Here is a 20,961-nt window from a genome sequence, read left to right as displayed (position 1 = left end):
GGATGGTAATATCTGATCAGGAATGGATGCAAGGGCGCCTGGCCTGAATAAGGATAAAAAATAGAAACCAGGCCCTGTCGCATCAGCGTGCAAACTGCGTGGCTCTTAACACTGTGGCGCCTGCCGCGATTATTTTCCGGAGCTCGCGTGCACCATCTCTTTGAAATTTTAACGCGCCCTTTTCCGCTGCCGCCCGGTTTGGTTGGTGGCCAACAGCAAGGAGCAAGGAACAAAGAGCGGGCGCAGCATCCTGAGCATGCAAACAGGCGTTGTCTGGTGTGCGGGTGAAAGGCACACCGGTTGCGCAGGCGGTATGGATATAAACGCAATCATAAAAAACAAATAAACACTTGGAAATAAAAAAAAGTATCCGCATATTTGCATCCTTAAATTTCAGGCAATAATATAACGATATAACAATGAAAAAAGATCTGCATCCTTCTAGCTACAGGCCGGTTGTTTTCAAGGACATGTCTAACGACTATGCCTTCCTGACAAAGTCTTGTGTGGATACAAAAGAAACGATCCAGTGGGAAGATGGAAACGAATATCCACTTTACAAACTGGAGATTTCTCACACTTCGCATCCGTTCTATACCGGTAAAATGAAACTTGTCGATACAGCAGGACGCATCGATAAATTCAAAAACCGTTACGCGAAGAAGTAATTTTTCGTTCGTTTTAAAAAAATTAAAAGTCCCGGGTGCTGATGCCTCGGGACTTTTTTTATTTTTGCTGCCGCCGGGAAACGCGTTTCTGCGGTGCTAAAATGATAACCCGTTCAAATGGCTTTCAATCTTTTTGATGACACCTCCTGGAGTTCGCTCAGGCCGCTCACTTTTACCCGACCGGTTGCCGACCTGCGAATCGGTATCCTGACCATAGCTGAAAAGTGGGCAGCGCGCCTGTCATCAGCCTCCGGTTTCTGTACGCAGACCTACCTGCAGGCCAAGTTCAGCGCGCTTCAAGCACCGCTCTTTATCAATGGGAGCATCTGTCCTGATAATGCCCTGACCGATGCTGTGCAAGCTTTAAAAACCGGTCAGGCCCTCTGGCAGGAACAGATCCTGATCGCATATGCTGCAGAGCCCGCTTCGGCTCATGATGAGCAGACAGCCGGTAAGCTGGACCGCATTGCGTTTGACGGTCCGTTCCTGAAACTTACCCATCCTGAAGATATTTTTCGCCACAACGGACCGGAGCTGAACAAGGACTTTGACCTCCTGACCAAAGGCCGTAATTCAGCAACACTCAGCAATACGAATACGTTTCTGGGCGAGCGTGTGTTTGCCGAAGAGGGCGCATCGGCAGAATGCTCGGTTTTCAACAGCCTGCAGGGTCCCATTTACCTGGGCAGGAACAGCCAGGTTTGGGAGAGCAGCAACATCAGGGGCAGTTTCGCCCTGTGCCATGACTCGCAGGTAAAAATGGGTGCCAAAATTTATCCGAACACGACCATCGGGCCATTTAGCCGGGTGGGGGGCGAGATCAACAACGCCGTGATCTGGGGTTTCTCGTCTAAGGGCCATGAAGGTTACCTGGGCAATTCAGTGATGGGACAGTGGTGTAACATTGGAGCAGACAGCAACAACAGCAACCTGAAAAACAATTATGCCAACGTGCGGTTATGGGATTACGAGCGCAGGTCGCCGCGCGATACCGGACTGCAGTTTTGCGGAATGATCATGGCCGACCATGTCAAATGCGCCATCAATACGATGTTCAATACCGGAACCGTGGTTGGCGTCGGCTCAAACGTGTTCGCGGCCGGTTTTCCGCGGAGCTTTATGCCCGACTTTTCCTGGGGCGGGGGCGAACGGCTGGAAGTGTACCGCCTCGAAAAAATGCTGGAAACGGCGGCACGGGTGTTCGAACGCCGGGGCATGACGCTCGACGAAACCGAGCGCAGTATACTGAGCAGCATATTTGAATTAACTGATACATACAGATATTATTAAACATTATGAGAAAGAAAATCGTAGCCGGTAACTGGAAAATGAACCTCGACTATATGGAAGGGTTAAGCCTTTTTTCCGAGATCGTGAACATGATCGGAGATGAAAAGAAAGGTGATCAGACTGCTGTGATCTGCGCCCCATTTGTTCACCTCTACAGCATTGGCAAACTGGCCGGCGGCAAGGTAGGAGTGGGTGCACAAAACATTCACCAGAATGACAGCGGTGCGTTTACCGGCGAAATTTCTGCAAAGATGGTCAAATCTGCCGGTGCAGATTATGTGATCATCGGGCACTCAGAAAGACGGCAGTACTTTGCCGAAACCGACGAATTGTTACTCGAAAAAACAAAATCGGCCCTGAAGAACGACCTGACGCCGATTTTCTGCGTTGGCGAAACACTCGATGAACGCAACAACGGAAGCTATTTTGAAGTGCTGAAAAAGCAACTGCAGAATGGGCTGTTCAGCCTGAATGCAACCGACTTTGACCGCATTGTCATTGCTTACGAGCCGGTCTGGGCGATCGGAACCGGCCTGACGGCTTCACCTGAACAAGCGCAGGAAATACATGCTTTCATCCGCGCAGAGATTGCCGCTGCCTATGGCGCAGGCACTGCAGAGGAAACCAGCATTCTGTATGGAGGCAGCTGCAATGCAGGCAATGCGCCGCAGCTTTTTGTTCAGCCTGATATTGACGGCGGCCTGATCGGCGGAGCTTCGTTAAAATCACGCGATTTCACAGACATCGTCAAAGTGTTTAACAGCTAATGCAGTACACCCGCGTTGTTTTTACTTTTGAAGAGGCAGAAGAATACCAGCAAGACCTCCTGATAAGCGAACTGGCCGATCTTGGCTTTGATTCTTTTGAGCAGGACGTACAAGGGTTATCGGCCTATATTCAATCCGATCTTTTTGACGATCAGGCGCTTCGGCGCCTGATCGATTCTTTTGCGCCCGGGCTTCGCTGCCAATATACTGTCGCGGCACTTGAAACGCAGAACTGGAACGAAACCTGGGAAAAAAATTTTAATCCGCTGCTCATTGCCAACGCTTGTTACGTGCGCGCCACTTTCCATGAGCCAAACCCTGCGGTTCCGTTTGAAATTGTCATCGATCCTAAAATGTCTTTCGGAACCGGGCACCACCAGACAACGGCGATGATGATCCGTTACCTGCTGGAGCTGGAACCGGCCGGGCAGTCGGTCCTGGATATGGGTGCCGGTACAGGCATCCTGGCCATACTGGCAGCTAAAAAAGGTGCTTCGAAGCTTCTGGCTATTGATTACGATGAAATTTGCTGTGAAAGCATGTCTGAAAATGCTGCGCTGAATGGCGTGAGCAACCTGCGTATCCTGCATGGCAGCAAAGAGGTGATTCCTGACGAAGAGTTTGACCTGATTCTTGCCAACATCAACCGGAACATTTTACTCGACCAGATTGCCCGTTACACCGAAGTGCTGGCTCCTGGCGGCACCATTCTGTTCAGCGGTTTTTACGAGGCACCCGACCTGCAACTCATTACCGAGCAGTGTAACCGTTCCGGTCTGCGGTATATTGATCATAAAAAAGACGGCGAATGGGTAGCAGCCCGGTTCCGGGCAGACTAATGCGGCGGCGGCTTCCGGCCGCGCCAATTTTTTATATTTTTGGTTAATCTCCCTGTTAACACAATTTACTTTTATGCGAATACACCTGATTGCAATTGGCGGCAGCGCCATGCACAACCTTGCCATGGCCCTTAAACAAAAGGGTTATGAAGTAAGCGGTTCTGACGATGTTATCTATGATCCCGCACGCTCGCGCCTGGAAAAATATGGTATCCTGCCTGCCGAAACCGGCTGGGACGAAAACCGGATTACGCCTGAATTGGATGCCGTGATCCTCGGTATGCACGCCCGAGAAGACAATCCTGAACTGCGCCGGGCGCAGGAACTGGGCATCAGGATCTTTTCGTATCCAGAATACATTTACGAACAAAGTAAAGAGAAACTTCGTGTGGTCATTGGCGGCAGCCACGGAAAAACAACGATCACGTCGATGATCCTGCATGTACTGAAGGCCAGCGGCAGGGAATTTGACTACCTGGTGGGCGCCCAGCTCGAAGGCTTTGAAACCATGGTTTCCCTGAGCAACGCACCTGTAATCATCATTGAAGGCGATGAATACCTGGCATCGGCCATAGACCGGCGACCCAAGTTTCACCTTTACCATGCAAACCTCGCCGTGATCAGCGGTATTGCCTGGGATCACATCAATGTTTTCCCGACCGTCGAAATTTACCGGGAACAATTCGAACGCTTTATCGAAACCATTACCCCCGGCGGAACGTTGATTTATTCTGAAGACGACGCCGAATTGGAAAAACTGGTTAACGCAAATCAAAGTCACATCGAAAAAATACCCTATGGAGTGCCCGGGCATTCGGTAGAGGCAGGCAGGACCTACCTGAGGCCTGGAAATATTCCGCTGCAGGTATTCGGCATACATAACCTGCTGAACCTCAGTGCAGCGAAGGCGGTTTGCCTGAAATTGGGCATAGGGGCTGATGATTTTGACCGTGCAATCAGTTCATTCAGGGGTGCGGCGAAACGCCTCGAGCTGCTGGCCTCTTCTGAGCATATGAACGTGTATAAAGACTTCGCACATTCCCCGTCAAAGTTAAAAGCTACGATTGCTGCCGTTAAGTCGCAGTTCCCTGAAAGAAAACTTGTTGCATGCGTAGAACTCCATACTTTCAGCAGTTTAGATAAGAGATTTCTTGGCGAATATGCAGGCAGCATGGACCTTGCAGATGAGGCGATTGTCTTCATAGATGAAAAAACATTCGTACAAAAAAGATTGCAACCTTTTCACTACAAAGAGGTGCAAATATCCTTTAATAACTTAAATTTACACTTCTATAAAGACGTTGAAACATTAGAAAAACATTTGCGTGGTTTGGCGTATGGTTCAGCTAACTTATTGTTAATGAGTTCGGGTAATTTTGCAGGAATGGATCTCGTAAGGCTTGCAAATGAATTGATTAAAGATTAAGCTAAAAACCCCATAAACACCCTAATAACAAAATGAACACAATCGGTAAAAACATCAGGCAATTACGCCAAAAACAGGGCTGGAGCCAGGGGGAGGTAGCCAAACGGCTAAACATCTCCATTCCGGCTTTCTCTAAAATTGAGACCGGGATCACAGACGTGAACCTGTCCCGGCTGTCGCAGATCGCTAACCTTTTCGACGTCAGCGTGGTATCTATTATTGACACAAACGGAGAAAACAACAGCAACCTGGACGAAATCAAGAATCTGAAAGAACTGCTGACTTCGCGCGAGCTCGAAATTATCAAATTGCAGAAAAAAGTGATCGATCTTTACGAAGAGCGCGAAAAGGAAAAATAAGATCAGAATAATTTTTTAAGGGTAGCATGTCGTTTACCGAATGTTGCCCCCGTGGCCTGGTGTATAGCAAGCATTTTGTCGTTAAAGTCGCCAACCCAGGACAGTTCAAGTTCTTTGTACTGTTTAAGGGGAATAACATACTCCTTTAACTTGATAAACAGCGCTGACTCCAGGCCATGTTTTTGAAAGGCAGTTTTTGTCCCCATCACCACAGCGCGCATGCGCGTTACGCCTTTCCACCTGCGGTATGCAAATCGGATCTTCTCGAGCAAACCCAGCTTTCCGTTAAATCCCTTGATCATCTGGTTCGCGTCAGGAATAATCACGACGAATGACGCGGGTTCTCCGTTCAGGTAAGCAAACCAGATCAGTTTCTCATCCATAATCGGTTCCATACTTTTAAAGCTCTTTTCCAGCACCCCGCGTTTAATCGGAACGAAATTGTCAAAATCTTTCCAGGCGTCGTTGTAAATTTCCATCAGGTCGCTGATATACTTATCCTTATTTTTAACCGAAAAATGTTCAAAATGATAGCCATCTTTCCGGGCTACCCAGTTTGCAATTTTTGTGAAACGCTCGGGAAACGGTTTTTCGATGGCCAGGTGATTGGTAATCTGCTCATAAGCCACTTCAAAGCCGTAGTTGAGAAACAACTGCTGGTAATACGGCAGGTGGTAATTCATGCCGAAAGAGGGTGGGGTAAAACCCTCGATAAGCAGCCCCCAGAACGTGTCGTTCTCCCCGAAGTTGATGGGACCTTCCATGGCCTTCATGCCGCGCTCCTGCAGCCAGTTCCTGGCTGTATCAAACAGCAGATCAGCAGCCTGCTGGTCATCGATGCATTCAAAAAAACCGCAACCGCCTGTAGGGACATCGTACTGATAGGCTTTTTTTTCGTTGATGAAGGCGGCAATACGACCTGCCGGCTTACCATCATCGGTATACAACAGCCACCTGCTGCAGCTTCCATGTTCAAAAAAGGGATTTTTTGCCGGGTTGAAGACGTTTTCAACTTCTTCATCAAGCGGACAAATCCAGTTCGGGTCGTTGCGGTAAATGAACTTCGGGATGTCCAAAAAGACCTTTTTATCCTGGCTGCTGGTAACAGGTGTAATTTTCATAGGCTATGTTGTGCTGCAAAAATAAAAAGCATCCCGGAAATAGGATGCTTTTTTATATGGTCCGGGTGCTGGTTCAGATCGCAAACTCAGTCTGTCCGGTTTTAGTACTTGTCATCGTCGTCATCGTCATCAAAACTTTCGAACGTATCGAAATCATCGATGGGCAGTTCAAAGTCATCATCGTCTTCATCATCATCAAATGGCCGTTTGCCTTTTTGGTCCAGTTCTGAAAGGCTGTCTGTATGGTCTTCAGGACTTGTCACCTCACTCTTCTTTGTTGGTTTCTTTGGCGTTTTCATTACACAAAAATAATGTTTGCTGTGATTTTTTACTGAACTAAAATTACAAAAATCTTTTCGAAGAAAAAACAAAGAATCTACGCCTGCTAATTTTAAACGCAGCTTTTGGCCTAGTCGTTCACGGCACCAATGCTGTTTTCATCGGCAGCGATATCTTTCAGCCTGGGCAGCTGATCAATGGAACTAAGGGCAAAGTAGTCCATAAACTGCGCACTGGTTCCGTACAGGATCGGTTTTCCCGGCCCATCTGATTTCCCGGCTATGCTGATGAGCTCTTTTTCGAGCAGCCGCTGAACGGAGTAGTCTGAATTGACACCCCTGATCTGTTCAATTTCCAGTTTGGTGATCGGCTGCCGGTAGGCAATGATCGCCAGCGTTTCAATTGCGGCCTGACTAAGCTTCTTTTTTGATTGCTGTTGCTGCAACACATTCACCACGTTGAAATAGTCCGGTTTGGTAAGAAACTGGTAACCGCCCCCGATCCTGACCGGACGGAACGAAAAAAACGCATCTGCGTATTTTTTCTCGAGGGCCAGACAGGCCGCCTCTACGTCAGCCTTGCTGAGCTGCACCTGCAGGGCCGAGTAAATGGCCATGCGGATGTCCTCTTCAGAAATGCTGCCCTGGGCAGAAAAAATGAGTGCTTCAATGTGTTGTTGAATCGGAGCTTCAGACATGTGCGCAAAGGTAATTCAAAGTGGCTTAAAACAAAAAAAGCGGGAAAGTTTTAAACTTTACCGCTTTCAACACACAAATGAAACCTGAATTAAGATATAGTTTTAGGTTAGGTTTAAATATCTATATCAATTCTATAAGAACGCTTTTGGTAATCAGGTTTTTTACCTGTTTATCATGAAACAATTATAGAGCAAAGTTGAGATACCTGTAGGCCTCTTTTAGTAAGTGGTAGTGATAATTGAGTAAACGGTAAATCCTAGCTGAGCGGCAACAGGATTTGTACCACCGTGCCTGATACACCGTTCTGAAAAATATGGAGTTGTATAGGTTTTGATGCAATCTGGCTCAACAGCAGGATTCGCTCCCTGGTTAGTTCCATGCCTTTGCTGCTGTGGCCGCCACGCTGGTTGCGCCTGGAATTTTCAATGCCTACGCCGTCGTCCCTGATCTCGATAAACAGGTGGTCGTCTTTTTCGCGCATGGCAATGTGAATGGTACCGCCTGTTTCTTTCGGCATAATGCCATGCCAGATCGCATTTTCGATATAAGGCTGCAAGAGCATGGAGGGGATCATGGTTTCTTCCCGGTCAATGGCCGGGTCAACGTTGATCAGGTAATTGAGCTTTTCCCCGAAACGGTTTTTCTCCAGTTTCAGGTAGAGGTTCAGGTATTCCAGTTCTTCTTCAACTGCGATGTAACTCTTTGTACAGATATCCAGGTTTTTCCTGATCAGCTTGGCGAAGCCGGTCAGAATGCGGTTTGCTGCAGAATTGTCCTGCGTATTGATAAAATGCTGAATGGAATTCATGACATTAAACACAAAATGGGGGTTCATCATGGCCTGTAAGGCCTGCTGTTCAAGAATGAGGACCTTGTTTTGCAGCAGCAGCTGTTTCTGTTCTTTATTTTTTTGCCGTTTTGTGATGCCTGCGGCCAGCCGGTAAAAGATATATGCAGCCAGTATAATGCTGATCAGGATGAACCAGGGCGTTTGCCAGAACATACCGGTTACTTTGAAGCGCAGCGTGGCTGGATTACTCCAGCTGCTGTTCTGGTTCCTGGCGCTAACCTGGAAGGTATAATCGCCGGGTTCGAGCGAAGACAGTTCGATGCGCCTGTTCTTTGTCTGGGTCCAGTTGCCGCCGGCTTTGAGGCGGTACCGGTAAACCACGTTTCCTGAACGGAAATTCAGGGCACTGTAATCGATGCTGAGGTTGTTGCTGCCGGGACTGAGCACCAGGCTGTCAGTATCGATAGCCAGCGGCGATTTATTGTTTGAAACGGCGGTGATATAAATTGGCGGCGGCGACAGGTCTGTGGTGCTGCGTTTATTCGTTGCGAGGAAGACCAGGCCGGAGTTGGTGCCGAAATACGCATACCGGCTACCAATAAATACATCGTTAACCTCGTTGTTCAGCAGGTCCTTGCCATCTTCGAAAATAGACACACTGAACCGGTTGCCGTCCTGTTTTATTTTGTTGATGCCTTTGTTGGTCACTACCCAGATATCCTTGCCCGAAATAAAGAGGCGGTTGCAGATGTTGTCGGTAAGCCCGTTTGCCCGGGTCAGGTGGCGAACAGCGCCACCCGGTTTGTACAGCACCAGGCCGTACCCATCTGTGGCGATAATCAGCGTTCCATCGGCAGTTTCTGCCATGTCGTTTACCCTTTTGTTGAGCAGCCGCGCAGCGTCGCGGTGTGCGTTAAGCCGGCCCGCGGAAAACTCGAAAAGTCCTTCAATATTCGAAAACCAAAGGCGGTGACTGCGGTCATAAAAGGCATGGTAAGAGCGGTCTTTGAAGAAATCTTGCCGCTCACGGAAGCGCATGGAAGAAAATTCCAGCTTTTTTGCCTCGCGGTCAGGAATAATGACCACCCCCGACGAAAGGGCAAGTGCCAGTTCCCGGTTTGGTCCGAGGCTGAAGTGTTTGACAACAAAAAGCACATCATTCGCTTCACGCAGGTAGTCGATGCGGTGTGGTCTTTTATAAATATTCCGGATCACGCCCAGGCCGTACTCGGATGCAAAATAGAGGCTGTTTCCGTCCAGTTCAAGCTGTTTGATTGATCTGAACTTCCTTTTGTCGGGTAGGTCAATGGTGTGGCAGGCAAAGTTACGGGAGTTGACCATGGTGATTTGCCCTTTGTCGCTGCCCAGCCAAAGGTTATTGTTTTTGTCCATGACAACCGAACGGACCGACTCGTTTGCCAGGCCGTTTTCCCGGTTCAGTATAAAGACCTGGTTGTTCTCACGCGGCAGCATATACAGGCCGTTCGCGCTTGTGAACCACATATTGCCATTGCGGTCTTCTATGGTCTGTGTAACCGGTACGCCCGGCAGAAACCTTCGCATGGTGCCATTGCTGATGTTCAGCACGCCGTTCTGACTGCTTAACCAAAGGCTGCTGCGCGGGCTGTAAAAAAAATAACCCGGATTACCCGCCAACAGCGCGCTGTCTATGGGAAGAGAAGGAATGACCTGGCCGTTTCTCCAGCGGTTCAGGCCATTTTTGCCAATAAAGAGCATGGTGCGGTCCTGCATATTGGCCGCAGTCTTGTAAGACAGGGGCAGGATTTTGCTGTTCACCCCTTTAAAGGTTTTGCCGTTCAGCAGGGAGGCATGGGCGTTGCTGACCGCCCAGATGCGTCCTTCCTGGTCTTCGTGGATCAGGGCATTGATCAGCTGCGCTTTGTCTTCCGGGCTGGTGTACACCCTGAAATTTTTGCCGTCCCACATGCCTACCCGGTTTGCATTCGAGCCGAACCAGAGTCTGCCCCGACTGTCTTCGAGAAAGGAAACGATAACCGCATGCAGGTTCAGTTTCCGAACCATGGCATTGTTTGCATCGTTGTAGATCAGTCCTTTATAGTGGTAACTTAGTTTGCCGTTGAGGGCCAGGAACCAGATGCGGCCGGCACGGTCTTCTTTCAATTGCAGAATCTGCGTGTCGGGCAACCCGTTGTCAACCGTGAAAGTTTCAAACTCTTTTCCGTCAAACCGGCTTACACCTGCATCTGTAGCAACCCAGATGTAACCTTTGCTGTCCTGCAGCACATTAAAACAGTTGTTGCCTGCAAGTCCGTGCCGAACGCTGAAATGTGACAGGTAAGGCGACTGTGCAACCAGGGGCGGCCCCGCAAAAAGGATGCAGCACACAAGCAGAAACCGGTGAAGGACTTTATTTATCACCCTGAATATTGGTATAAGATTTAATCTTTTCAAAGAAATCGGGCGCCCGTCGCCTGGAAACGTTAATAATTTCGCCGTTTTTTAAAATAAGCTGCAGGCCGTTACGGGAATGGTATTCTTTCACGAAATCCAGGTTAACGATGCTCGACTTGTGCACCCGCACAAACCTGTGGTCGGGCAGCAGCTCTTCATATTCGCGCAGTACTTTTGAAACGGTTATTTTTTCAAGATTGACCAGGTTAAAAACTGAGTAGTTGCTGTCTGCCTCAATGTGGACAATGTTGTCGAGTTCAACAACCCTGAAACCCTGGCCGTTCGGAAGGGTGATTTTTTTCAGTTCAGTACGTGCACTCAGGTCTCCGGCCAGGTTTTGCAGGCGGTCTGTTGCACCCAGCTGGCCGCTGGTCAGGTTCTTGCGTTCGGCAGCCCGGCCAACCGCTACCATCAGTTCATCAATGTCAATGGGCTTAAGAAGGTAATCGAGTGCATTCGCTTTGATGGCCTTGATTGCATACTGGTCATAGGCGGTGGTAAAGATGACCATGGCCTGGTGCCGTGAAATAGCGGGCAGCAGTTCGAAGCCGTTCTCGCCGGGCATAGCAATGTCCAGGAAGACCAGATCTGTCTTCTGCTGCTCGAGCAGCTCCCTGGCCTCAGCCACTGAGCGGGCAATGCCATTGATCTCGACCTCCGGGCAATGCTGTTGCAGGAGAAAAAAGAGAGAGGAACGGGCAAATTCCTCATCGTCTGCGATAATGGCCTTAAGCATTTCTGTGTTGATTGAGCGGCTTAAGTTATCTAAAAAAAAGCGCAGATAAAAAAAACGCTTTTTATGAAATCCGGCGGCGCTGCTCTTTCGTATCTAAAGCAGATCACTTATTGAAATTTAAACCCATAACCATGATGAAAACTACTGACAACCAAGAATCTCAGCTGATTTCAGGTAAAAGCGGGCTGATCAGCTCCCGCCGTACCTTCCTGCAGTTTGCAGGCGCCGGCATGGCCGGTATGGCACTTGTTGCTGCCGGTTGTAAAAAGAACCGGTACCCGAACTTCGAAACCGCAGACGGTGTAGACCTGGGCAAAGACGATATTGGTATTTTAAACTATGCCTATGCGTTAGAGCAGCTTGAAGCGGCTTTTTATACGCAGGTAGTAGCGGGTTCCGGCTTTGCTGCTTTCAGCGATATAGAAAAAGCCTACCTGACCGATATCCGCGACCACGAAGTCGCACACCGCGAATTTTTTAAGAATGCATTGCAGGGAAATGCGATTCCCGCACTCGAGGTAAATTTTTCTGCCATTAATTTCGGCGACAGGACCTCGATTCTTTCTACGGCCAAGGCATTCGAAGACCTGGGTTGCGCAGCCTACAATGGCGCAGGCCGGCTGATCAAAGACAAAAACTACCTGCTGCTGGCCGGCAAGATCGTATCTGTTGAGGCACGCCATGCGGCGCTCATCCGCGACCTGATCGCGAACGGCTCTTTCGCAAATAGCGAAGTAGTGGATGCAAACGGACTCGAAAAATCCAAGGCACCAAAAGATGTGCTCGCCATCGCGGGAGCGTACATCAAGACCAAGATTAATGCAAGTAATTTACCTTCTTAAACCAGAGCGACCATGAATATCCTACATATCATAGACGAAATTGAAAAAGCAGACAACAGCATTGCAGACCGCTTAAGTCCGCGCAGGCAGGCCATGAAAGATTTTTATGGCTTTGGCTCTAAAGTCGCGCTGGCATCGCTGCCCTTTGCACTGGGCTCCATGTTTAAAAAAGCCTACGGCAGGCAAACCAGTTCTACGGTTTTAAACGTGTTGAATTTTGCCCTGACCCTTGAATATCTCGAGGCAGAATTTTATACACGTGCTGTTGAGCGCGGCACTGCACTGATTCCCGCAGGTGCTCCCACAGGGGCGATCACGACGATTCGCGATCATGAAAATCAGCACGTGGCATTCCTGAGAACGGCCATTACGCAGGCCGGCGGAACCCCGGTGCCTAAACCAACGTTCGATTTTTCGGGCGGAAATGGCAGTGGAAACGGGCCATTTAAAGAAGCGTTCAACAACTACGGGCTGTTCCTGGCTGTAGCCCAGACATTTGAAGATACCGGCGTACGGGCTTACAAAGGACAGGCCGGCGATCTGCTCGGCTCTGGTGGTGTGCTCGAAGCAGCATTGAATATCCATTCGGTAGAGGCCCGTCATGCATCACACATCAGGCAGATGCGCCGTGCAAACGGATCGCTCGTACCAGCCGGTGTAGTGGTTAAACCATGGATTACTGAAAATCAGAGTGGCATTGCAGACTCAGCCGTTCAGCCGGCCTACAATGGCGAAGAGATCAAGAGCCAGGCTGGTGTTGGTATTCAGAATATTAACGGTCAGAATATTTCAGCAGCAGCCGCTTCTGAGGCTTTCGATGAGCCGCTGACCAAAGATCAGGTACTTGCCATCGTTGATCCGTTCATCGTATAATATTCCAGGTAAGGAAGTTTAGTTTTAGGTAGGGGTAAACAAGCGAGTTGTTTACCCCTTTTTTATTGAATCAATAGGTAATAACCTGCTCTTCAAGATGTTCAGGCAGCTCGCGATAATTATATTTCTGGCCCCTTAGCTGCGGTTCGAACCCCGCTTCGCGAATGGCCTGCTGGATGCCATTTGCCGTAAAACGGTGCGGGGCACCTGCTGCCGACACGACGTTCTCTTCAATCATGATCGAGCCAAAATCGTTCGCACCTGCGTGCAGACAAAGCTGCGCGGTCTTTTTGCCCACGGTCAGCCAGCTTGCCTGGACGTTTTTAACGTTAGGAAGCATGATCCGGCTCAGGGCAATCATGCGGATGTATTCATCTGCCGAAACGTTGTTGCTGATGCCGCGAAGCCGCTTCAGCAGCGTGCCGTCATCCTGGAAGGGCCAGGGAATAAACGCCAGGAATCCATTGGCACCTTCAGGTTTTTCGCTTTGTACGTCCCTGATCCAGGCCAGGTGTTCAAACCGCTCATAAAGGGTCTCTACATGGCCAAACATCATGGTCGCCGACGTAGTAATATCCAGTTGGTGGGCAGCCCGCATCACGTCAAGCCATTCCTTGCCGCCGCATTTCCCTTTACTGATCAGCCGCCTGACGCGGTCATTCAGTATTTCTGCACCCGCCCCGGGCAGCGAATCAAGTCCGGCCTCTTTGAGCGTACGCAATACTTCGGTATGTGAAATGCCTTCCAGTTTAGCCACGTGCGCAATTTCGGGCGGTCCGAGTGCGTGCAGTTTCAGGTCTGGATACAGCTCTTTCAGTTTTTTGAACAGGTCTGCATAGAACTGCAGGCCGAGGTCCGGGTGGTGGCCGCCCTGCAGCAGCAGCTGGTCGCCCCCAAGGCGAAATGTTTCTTCGATCTTAACCTTATACGTCTCGATATCGGTAATGTAGCTGTCTTCATGCCCGGGTCTGCGAAAGAAGTTGCAGAACTTGCAGTTGGCAATGCAAACATTGGTGGTGTTCACGTTCCGGTCAATCTGCCAGGTTACCTTGCCGCTGGGTACCTGGATTTTCCTAAGGGCATTTGCAGTAAACATCAGCGAAGCGGTATCCGCTTCCTTAAAGAGGAACATTCCTTCTTCGATGCTCAGAAACTCAAAGTTCCTGGCTTTTTGCAGCAAGTCGGCAGTATTCATACGGCAAATATACCAAATATAGTGGTGGCGAAGCGTACCCTGCCTGCCCCGGCAAAAATCGAATGGCTTTTTTACAAAACCATTATCTGAGGTAAAACCAGGGGTGGCCCGAATTGTTAAGATTAGGCCGGAAATAAGCTATATTTACCGACTTTCACAGACCTATGGTAAGTTTCACCCGTTTTACGCTCGATAATGGACTTAAAGTCCTTGTACATGAAGATCCAACCACGCCAATGGCCGTACTCAATGTGCTGTATGATGTTGGCGCGCGTGACGAAAATCCCGGTCAAACCGGTTTTGCGCATCTCTTCGAGCACCTGATGTTTGGCGGATCGCTGAACATTCCATCATACGATGAACCCCTGCAACGCGTTGGGGGCGAAAACAATGCTTTTACGAGCAATGATATCACCAATTATTACCTGACCCTTCCCTCAGAAAATGTCGAAACCGCATTCTGGCTGGAAAGTGACCGCATGCTGAGTCTGGCCTTTACAGAAAAAAGCCTTGAGGTACAGCGCAATGTGGTTTGCGAAGAATTCAAGCAACGTTACCTTAACCAGCCTTACGGCGATGTCTGGCTTAAGCTTAGACCGCTTGCCTACCGGGAGCACCCTTACCGCTGGGCAACGATCGGTAAAGAGCTGTCGCACATCGAACAGGCCACGATGGACGATGTCAAAGCGTTTTTCAGGAAACATTATAATCCGAAGAATGCCATCGTGGTCGTGGGCGGCAATGTGAAGACCGACGACATGAAGGTAATGGCAGAGAAATGGTTTGGCAGTATCCCGTCCGGGCCCAGGTACGACCGGGACCTGCCACAGGAACCCGAGCAAACTGAAGCGCGGACCGAAACCGTGAAAGCCGATGTACCGCTTGATGCCATTTACATGGCTTTCAAAATGGGACGGCGCACGGATCCTGACTATTATGCGTTCGACCTGCTCTCAGACATTCTTTCCCGCGGAAAATCTTCCAGGCTTTACAATTCCCTGCTCAAGGAAAAGCAGTTGTTCAGCGAAATCAATGCCTACAACATGGGTAGCCTCGATACGGGTCTGTTCGTGATCGAAGGAAAACTTTCTGAAGGGACACCGATGGAAGAGGCAGAAGCCGGGATCTGGACAGAGCTTCAGCGGCTGGCTACCGAGCCGGTAGGCGAGGCAGAGCTGACCAAAGTGAAGAATAAGGTCGAGTCGACCATGGCGTTCAGCGAAATGAGCCTGCTTGACAAAGCAATGAACCTGGCGTTCTACGAACTGCTTGGCGACGCGAACCTGTTTAACGAAGAAACCAGCCGGTACCATGCCGTACAGGCCGCCGACATCATGCAGGCGGCAGCTGCAACCTTTACGAAAGAAAAAAGTTCCATCCTTTATTACCTGAAAAATGCTTAACCGTACAGAAGCACCCGCTTTCGGACTTGTGTCTGATATCCAGTTTATAAAACCCGAACACAGGACGCTGCGCAATGGCATACCCGTTTTCTCGTTGGTTGCGGGCGGCCAAGATCTTGTGCGCATCGAGTTTATTTTTGAAAACGTTGACCATGCCGAAGGCAGTCCGCTGCAATCAATGGCCGTCAACAATCTGCTGAACAACGGAACGGCAACGCGTTCAGCCCGGGAAATCGCCGAAAGTGTCGATTTTTATGGGGCCTTTCTTCAGACCGATTACAATCCTGACCATGCGTCATTAACCCTGTATACCCTGACCAAACACCTTGAAGCGGTGCTGCCAATTGTTCACGATGTGCTGACAGGAAGTACATTTCCGGCCGATGAATTGGACATTTTCGCGCGCAACCAGAAGCAGAAGCTGCTGGTCAACCTGAAAAAAAACGATTTTGTAGCGCGCCGGTTGTTTTCGGCCGCGGTGCTTGGCAACACGCCTTACGGCTATGTGCCGCAGCCAGAAGATTATGACCAGCTTGACCGCGGCACGCTGCTCAGGTATTTCGCAGCGGGCTACAGTCCGGAGAATTGCACCATTGTAGCTGCCGGTAAATTTGACGAGCGCAGCTTTAACTTGCTGGACCGGTTTTTCGGAGCTGACTGGGAAGTAAAAGAAAAAGCCGCCGCCCAGCAATTTACGCCAGGCGAACCTGATGCACGGAAAATTTACCAGGAAGTTCCCGACGCACTCCAGTCGGCGCTCCGGCTGGGCACGCTGACCATCAACCGCAGGCATCCGGATTTCCCTGCATTGCAGGTTTTAAACTGCGTACTCGGCGGGTATTTTGGGTCGCGGCTCATGGCAAATATTCGCGAAGACAAAGGATTTACCTACGGGATCGGTTCAGGACTCGCTTCGCTCAAACATGCAGGTTATTTCTTTATTTCGACAGAGGTAGGAGCAGAAGTAAGCCAGGCTGCGCTCAATGAAATTTATAGCGAAATCAGCCTGCTGCAATCGGCACCCGTAGCCGGCGAAGAACTTTCGTTGGTCCGGAATTACATGATGGGATCGTTGCTGGGTAGTCTTGAGAACGTTTTCTCGCATGCAGACAAGTTCAAAAATGTGCATTTCTCGGGCATGGATTATGACTATTACAGCAACTACATCGAAACCATTCGCACGGTTAGCGCAGAGCGGCTGCAGCACCTGGCGCAAACCTACCTGCGGCCGGAGCAGTTTGTAGAGGTTACAGTGGGCAAAAAATAAGCCCGCCTTATTCGGCGGGCCCTATGGTGTTAAGCGCTTTTGGCAAGCACAGCTTTGACCTTGTCGGCCTGATAGATCTTTTTATAGAACTCGACCAAGTCATTGTATTTTCCGGGTGCGAACGTTTTATCCTGTATGCGCAGCCGGCGTTTGTAAAGAATTTTACCGTCTTGCTGCGTTACGCTTGCCTCGTATTTTCCAAATTCGCTTTCCAGGGTAACCGGCTTTGGCAAAAATTCCACTTTGTAGCCAGCCGGCAGCACAAAAGTCAGTTCGTCATCGTCCTGGTAGCCGAACGGAAGGGCGAAGGGTGTTTTCCGCGCTTCTATAGCGGGTAAAATAGCTTCGCGCCTGTTCAGAAGGTTCAGTGTAAGAAAGGAGCGGTCCCCGCCCGATGTCAGCACCTTGATTGCCTTGATTGCCAGGTCTTCCTGCATTTCGGGCCTGGCGCGGTCCGGCTGTTTGAAAGCATACGACTCCAGCTCAGGGTTAATTGCCGCATAACGCGAAAGCAGGTATTTGCGTTGCTCAGATGGTTCTGAAGAAAGCAATTCCATGTTGTCTTCATATTGCGCTGCACCGAATGTTGTATTGACTTTGATTTGGGCATTGCCGTCTTCAAGCAGGGTAACAGTGGCTTGACGCCGCTGGAAATTTTTTTCCGGATTCAGCGCAGGCGTGCGTGCCAGGATTCCGCCTTTTTCGGTAACCAGCAACACGGTGCGGTCGGCAATACCATGCGCCACATACCCCGCAGGCTGCTGCTGGCTCGTGCACTCGAGCCAGGTGGTGTCTTTACCCAATGGTACACTCAGAATCATGTGGTTCGCCTGGTTAAAACTGGCGAAGTCTCTTTTGAGCGACGGCAGTCCGGCACCGATAACCACCAGGTTTGAAGCGATTCCTGCTTCTTTCAACATGGCTTTCATGTAGTTAGATAGGGCCTTGCAATCGCCGTAACTGACCTGCGACACCTTTTCTGCTGCGATGGGTTTGAAACCGCCAATACCGAGCTGAACGCTCACATACCGGGTGCTTTGCTGCAGGTAATTGTAAAGAATGCTGATTTTTTCCTGGGCTGATCCTGCTTTTTTGACCAGTTCCCGCACCAGCACAGCCTTTTCGGCACTGAGTTGATCGCCGCCATTGCTCAGGTCGAAGATCCATTTTCCCAGGTCCTGCCAGTTGTTCAGCCTGCCTTCGGCTTTGTCATACACAAAATGGTTAGGCGAGATCTGCACCCAGGGCGTCACGCTCTCCAGGCCGGCGCTGAGTGGTTCAGGCTCGAAGGCAGAAAGGTTTTTTGCAGACCAGCGATAGCGTATTTTCCGCTCTTTAGCGATCGAATCTGTGGCCAGGTCACGGCTTTTGTGCATCCTGACGTTGAGTCCCTCCGGTATGATGAGCTCGTAGGTGGAATGTTCTACCGCGTACCCGAAGCCGGCAAGCGGCCGCCACGCCGGGTAATTAAGCAGGCCGTTGTAATCTTTTGTATAACTGTATTCGAGCGTGTAAGGGTAGGCCTGGTTGTTCATTTCCAGGTGTTTGACCCGGTAATCTTCGTACAGTGAATAACTGGAAATTGCACTCTGGTCAATCAGTTCTGATGAGCGGTAATCACGGACTTTTTTTCCCTGAGCATCATACAAAGTAGCTCTGATGTTGGAGATCGAGCTGGATCTGTCATAGTATTCAGTAAAGGCCGCAGCCGGGTCGCCATTTTTGTTCAGCACGGTGACCGCATAAGTGCAGGTCTGAACAGCACTGCCGGGGCTTTTTACCTCGAAACGCGTATCGTCTTTACGCACCACAAACGAGGCGTGGTGCAACAACGCCGGATCAATTTTGCCGGCATCAAAATCCTGTGCAGCAACCGGAAAGCAGAGGCAGGTCAGTGCCAGTGCGTTAAGTACAGCCCTGATCATATTTTTTTGAAAACGAGTTGCTCAGCCTGTTTGCTGACCACGTTTTTGAAAAGTTCTTTCAGATCGAGGTACTCGTCTGAGGAGAACATGGATTTGTTGATGGCGATCTTGCTGGTAATGAGGATCTGGTTGTCCTGCTGGTTAAAGATGAAGCTGAAGGTCGCCGTGTTGTCGGGCAGTTTGAATACCTGGCTTTTCGGCGTCTTCTCGATTGTATAATTCTTGGGGAAGGTCAGCACAATGCGGTAAACTTCTTCAGAAGGATAAGCAAAATCAACAGGAAATTTGCGCTCCTCAAGTGTAAAAGGGTTTTCTTTGGTGCGCTGAAAGAGCAGCGGATTGAAATAAATAAGATCGCCGGCTTCTTCAACCTGTTCCTCGATGGCAACCTCCATAGTTTCTACGAAGGGATTCTGCAGGCTGTCCAGCGCATCGACCTTGTATTTCAAAATATTCAAACCCGGTTTGTCGGCTTTAAATGCTTTGACGAATTCAGGCTCGCTCGCCGCCTGACGGTAGCTGTTTCGCCGGTGCACCCCTTTGTGGCCGCTGTTGTAGTGGTACAACGTTCCCGAGAGTTTGTTTTCAGAGCTGAGTTCCAGGTTATACTGGTAATTCTCGCGTGCAGGCGCGGTGGCTTCAATCGGTATCCAGGCGGCCCCGGTGTCGCCGATACGCAGGCCGGTATGGTTCAGGCTTGCTGTTGCCAGCATACCCGGGTAGTGTTCGGGGTCTGTTGCATCAAGCAGGTAAGTCTCTTTACCAACCAGCGCCTGCACAACAACATTGTTGAACTTGCTGAGCATGGGGTAACCAGGGTGTGCGCCGTTGTCGCGGGTGCTGACCAGGACCGCACGGGCTGGTATTTTTGCATCATTCAGCAGGGTTGCAAGTGCAAGGTTGATGTCGGCTGAATTGCCGGTCTTTTTCTCAAATGCCGTTTTGATGCTGGTGTGCGAGGTGTACATGCGGTGATGCCCGTTCCATTTCAGGCTTCTTTTTACATGTTCAAAAATACGCGTGGTCCGGTTCATGGCCGAGGTGTCGGACCCGACGAGTTCAGTAGCCAGGTTCCGCGTATAGCCCGACGGTTTGACGTAGCCGCCAAAATTTTCATCGGCCGCGAGTTCGCCTACGATCTTGCTCCAGTTGCCCGTATAGTCGCGGTAATAATCGCCGGGAAAATTTGTGGCAAGCAGTTCAAATTCCAGCTTGGCGGTATAATCGCTCAGCGTTGTAATGAAAGCCTCGGTCTTTATGGCAGGTGCATTTTCTGTAACGTATTTGGTGTACTGCGCTGTGGTGCTCACGCTGCCAGCCCCGGGAATATGGTAGTTGGCATTGACGTTTTCCTGTTTGGCAATGCTTATCGGAAAAAATCCGGTGGGCATGACTTTGTACCGGAAGTACTCTGGTATGGTTACAGTATACTCTGAATAGAGTGTAGGATAACCGGCCTGGAAGCTCCAGTCGCGCAGGGTGAAAATAAAGTCTGACTTGATGCTGTACTTGTATTCGATGATCGAGCCTTCCTTTACATTGGGAAGCGTGTATTTTTTGATGCTGTTCGAGCGGTCCACATTTTCGGTAAAGCGGGCGTCTTTTCCCATTTTCAGGGAGACAACCTTGCCGTTTTCCAGGTTGTAAGTTGCGGCTTCCATGTTGTCGAGCGTTTCGCGACTGCTGCCTGAGTTGCGGTACAGGCCGATCTCGAAATTGGCAAGGTCATAAGCATTTTTGCTGTTGATCTTGTACCGGAGATGCCGTTCATAAACATAAGCAAAGCCGCCCGAAGTGGGGTTGATGTCGAAATAACAGCTGCCGACATCGAAAATTTTTATGGCAGCAGCGGCACTGTCGGCGCCAGGCGCACGGACCGCGAATTCTGCAGCATCGACTTTTCCGAATTTAGAAAATTTAGGTTTGGCGGGCGTCTGGGCAGATGCCGCATAACAGGACAATGCTGCAAACAGCAAAGCCGGGATGAATTTGAATTGCATGAGTGATCGCGTTAATCATGCAATAATAAAAAAGTTTTGTTTAAACTAAA

General features: G+C 49.8%; 18 protein-coding genes. 10 read left to right on the top strand and 8 right to left on the bottom strand.

The genetic code is table 11. The features are described 5' to 3' along the window. Nucleotides 1-419 precede the first annotated feature (419 nt). From C7T94_RS15150 to C7T94_RS15125, 6 genes are all read left to right on the top strand, one after another. Complete coding sequence (locus tag C7T94_RS15150) at nucleotides 420-668, top strand: type B 50S ribosomal protein L31 (protein ID WP_107216258.1); 249 nt, start codon at nucleotides 420-422, stop codon at nucleotides 666-668. A 117-nt stretch (nucleotides 669-785) separates the two neighbouring features. Continuing rightward, nucleotides 786-1,958, top strand: coding sequence for a putative sugar nucleotidyl transferase (locus tag C7T94_RS15145; protein WP_107216257.1), 1,173 nt, complete (start codon nucleotides 786-788; stop codon nucleotides 1,956-1,958). A 5-nt stretch (nucleotides 1,959-1,963) separates the two neighbouring features. Beyond that, nucleotides 1,964-2,725, top strand: coding sequence for a triose-phosphate isomerase (gene tpiA, locus C7T94_RS15140; RefSeq protein ID WP_107216256.1), 762 nt, complete (start codon nucleotides 1,964-1,966; stop codon nucleotides 2,723-2,725). Continuing rightward, the gene (gene prmA / locus C7T94_RS15135) at nucleotides 2,725-3,564 is read left to right on the top strand and encodes a 50S ribosomal protein L11 methyltransferase (RefSeq protein ID WP_107216255.1); all 840 of its coding nucleotides are present in this window, start codon (nucleotides 2,725-2,727) and stop codon (nucleotides 3,562-3,564) included. The genes tpiA and prmA overlap by 1 nt, the downstream gene beginning before the upstream one ends. Nucleotides 3,565-3,637: 73 nt before the next feature. Then, complete coding sequence (locus tag C7T94_RS15130) at nucleotides 3,638-4,990, top strand: UDP-N-acetylmuramate--L-alanine ligase (RefSeq protein ID WP_107216254.1); 1,353 nt, start codon at nucleotides 3,638-3,640, stop codon at nucleotides 4,988-4,990. A gap of 32 nt (nucleotides 4,991-5,022) precedes the next feature. Next, complete coding sequence (locus tag C7T94_RS15125; protein ID WP_107216253.1) at nucleotides 5,023-5,349, top strand: helix-turn-helix domain-containing protein; 327 nt, start codon at nucleotides 5,023-5,025, stop codon at nucleotides 5,347-5,349. A gap of 2 nt (nucleotides 5,350-5,351) precedes the next feature. Here C7T94_RS15125 and C7T94_RS15120 read toward each other — a convergent pair whose 3' ends face one another. From C7T94_RS15120 to C7T94_RS15100, 5 genes are all read right to left on the bottom strand, one after another. Then, nucleotides 5,352-6,470, bottom strand: coding sequence for an N-acetyltransferase (locus C7T94_RS15120; RefSeq protein WP_107216252.1), 1,119 nt, complete (start codon nucleotides 6,468-6,470; stop codon nucleotides 5,352-5,354). 101 nt (nucleotides 6,471-6,571) lie between these two features. Continuing rightward, the gene (locus C7T94_RS19430; protein WP_162618726.1) at nucleotides 6,572-6,769 is read right to left on the bottom strand and encodes a hypothetical protein; all 198 of its coding nucleotides are present in this window, start codon (nucleotides 6,767-6,769) and stop codon (nucleotides 6,572-6,574) included. A gap of 110 nt (nucleotides 6,770-6,879) precedes the next feature. Next, entirely contained in the window at nucleotides 6,880-7,446 is a 567-nt protein-coding gene (gene scpB, locus C7T94_RS15110; RefSeq protein WP_107216250.1) for an SMC-Scp complex subunit ScpB, read from the bottom strand. Nucleotides 7,447-7,703: 257 nt separating this feature from the next. Next, complete coding sequence (locus tag C7T94_RS15105) at nucleotides 7,704-10,637, bottom strand: sensor histidine kinase (protein WP_107216249.1); 2,934 nt, start codon at nucleotides 10,635-10,637, stop codon at nucleotides 7,704-7,706. Continuing rightward, the gene (locus tag C7T94_RS15100) at nucleotides 10,627-11,406 is read right to left on the bottom strand and encodes a LytR/AlgR family response regulator transcription factor (RefSeq protein ID WP_107216248.1); all 780 of its coding nucleotides are present in this window, start codon (nucleotides 11,404-11,406) and stop codon (nucleotides 10,627-10,629) included. The genes C7T94_RS15105 and C7T94_RS15100 overlap by 11 nt, the downstream gene beginning before the upstream one ends. A 131-nt stretch (nucleotides 11,407-11,537) precedes the next feature. Between C7T94_RS15100 and C7T94_RS15095 the strand changes: the two genes are divergently transcribed. Together C7T94_RS15095 and C7T94_RS15090 are read left to right on the top strand one after the other, a co-directional pair. Further along, complete coding sequence (locus tag C7T94_RS15095) at nucleotides 11,538-12,248, top strand: ferritin-like domain-containing protein (RefSeq protein WP_317046925.1); 711 nt, start codon at nucleotides 11,538-11,540, stop codon at nucleotides 12,246-12,248. A 12-nt stretch (nucleotides 12,249-12,260) separates the two neighbouring features. Further along, complete coding sequence (locus C7T94_RS15090; protein ID WP_107216247.1) at nucleotides 12,261-13,121, top strand: ferritin-like domain-containing protein; 861 nt, start codon at nucleotides 12,261-12,263, stop codon at nucleotides 13,119-13,121. 70 nt (nucleotides 13,122-13,191) lie between these two features. On the opposite strand, the gene C7T94_RS15085 is transcribed toward C7T94_RS15090, so the two are convergent. Continuing rightward, the gene (locus C7T94_RS15085; RefSeq protein WP_107216246.1) at nucleotides 13,192-14,316 is read right to left on the bottom strand and encodes a CofH family radical SAM protein; all 1,125 of its coding nucleotides are present in this window, start codon (nucleotides 14,314-14,316) and stop codon (nucleotides 13,192-13,194) included. Nucleotides 14,317-14,480: 164 nt separating this feature from the next. Here C7T94_RS15085 and C7T94_RS15080 point away from each other — a divergent pair, with 164 nt between their 5' ends. Continuing rightward, a complete protein-coding gene (locus C7T94_RS15080; RefSeq protein ID WP_107216245.1) occupies nucleotides 14,481-15,719 on the top strand; it encodes a M16 family metallopeptidase in 1,239 nt (412 codons plus the stop codon). Then, entirely contained in the window at nucleotides 15,712-16,986 is a 1,275-nt protein-coding gene (locus tag C7T94_RS15075; protein WP_107216244.1) for a M16 family metallopeptidase, read from the top strand. Before C7T94_RS15080 ends, C7T94_RS15075 begins: the two co-directional genes overlap by 8 nt. 29 nt (nucleotides 16,987-17,015) lie before the next feature. Here C7T94_RS15075 and C7T94_RS15070 read toward each other — a convergent pair whose 3' ends face one another. Continuing rightward, the gene (locus C7T94_RS15070) at nucleotides 17,016-18,911 is read right to left on the bottom strand and encodes a DUF3857 domain-containing protein (RefSeq protein ID WP_107216243.1); all 1,896 of its coding nucleotides are present in this window, start codon (nucleotides 18,909-18,911) and stop codon (nucleotides 17,016-17,018) included. After that, nucleotides 18,908-20,911, bottom strand: coding sequence for a DUF3857 domain-containing protein (locus C7T94_RS15065; protein ID WP_107216242.1), 2,004 nt, complete (start codon nucleotides 20,909-20,911; stop codon nucleotides 18,908-18,910). The genes C7T94_RS15070 and C7T94_RS15065 overlap by 4 nt, the downstream gene beginning before the upstream one ends. Nucleotides 20,912-20,961: the final 50 nt, after the last annotated feature.

It is taken from the genome of Pedobacter yulinensis, from assembly GCF_003029735.1.
GTDB lineage: Bacteria > Bacteroidota > Bacteroidia > Sphingobacteriales > Sphingobacteriaceae > Pedobacter > Pedobacter yulinensis.
Note: the sequence above shows the minus strand (reverse complement) of the source record. Positions and strands in the feature narration are given on the sequence as shown.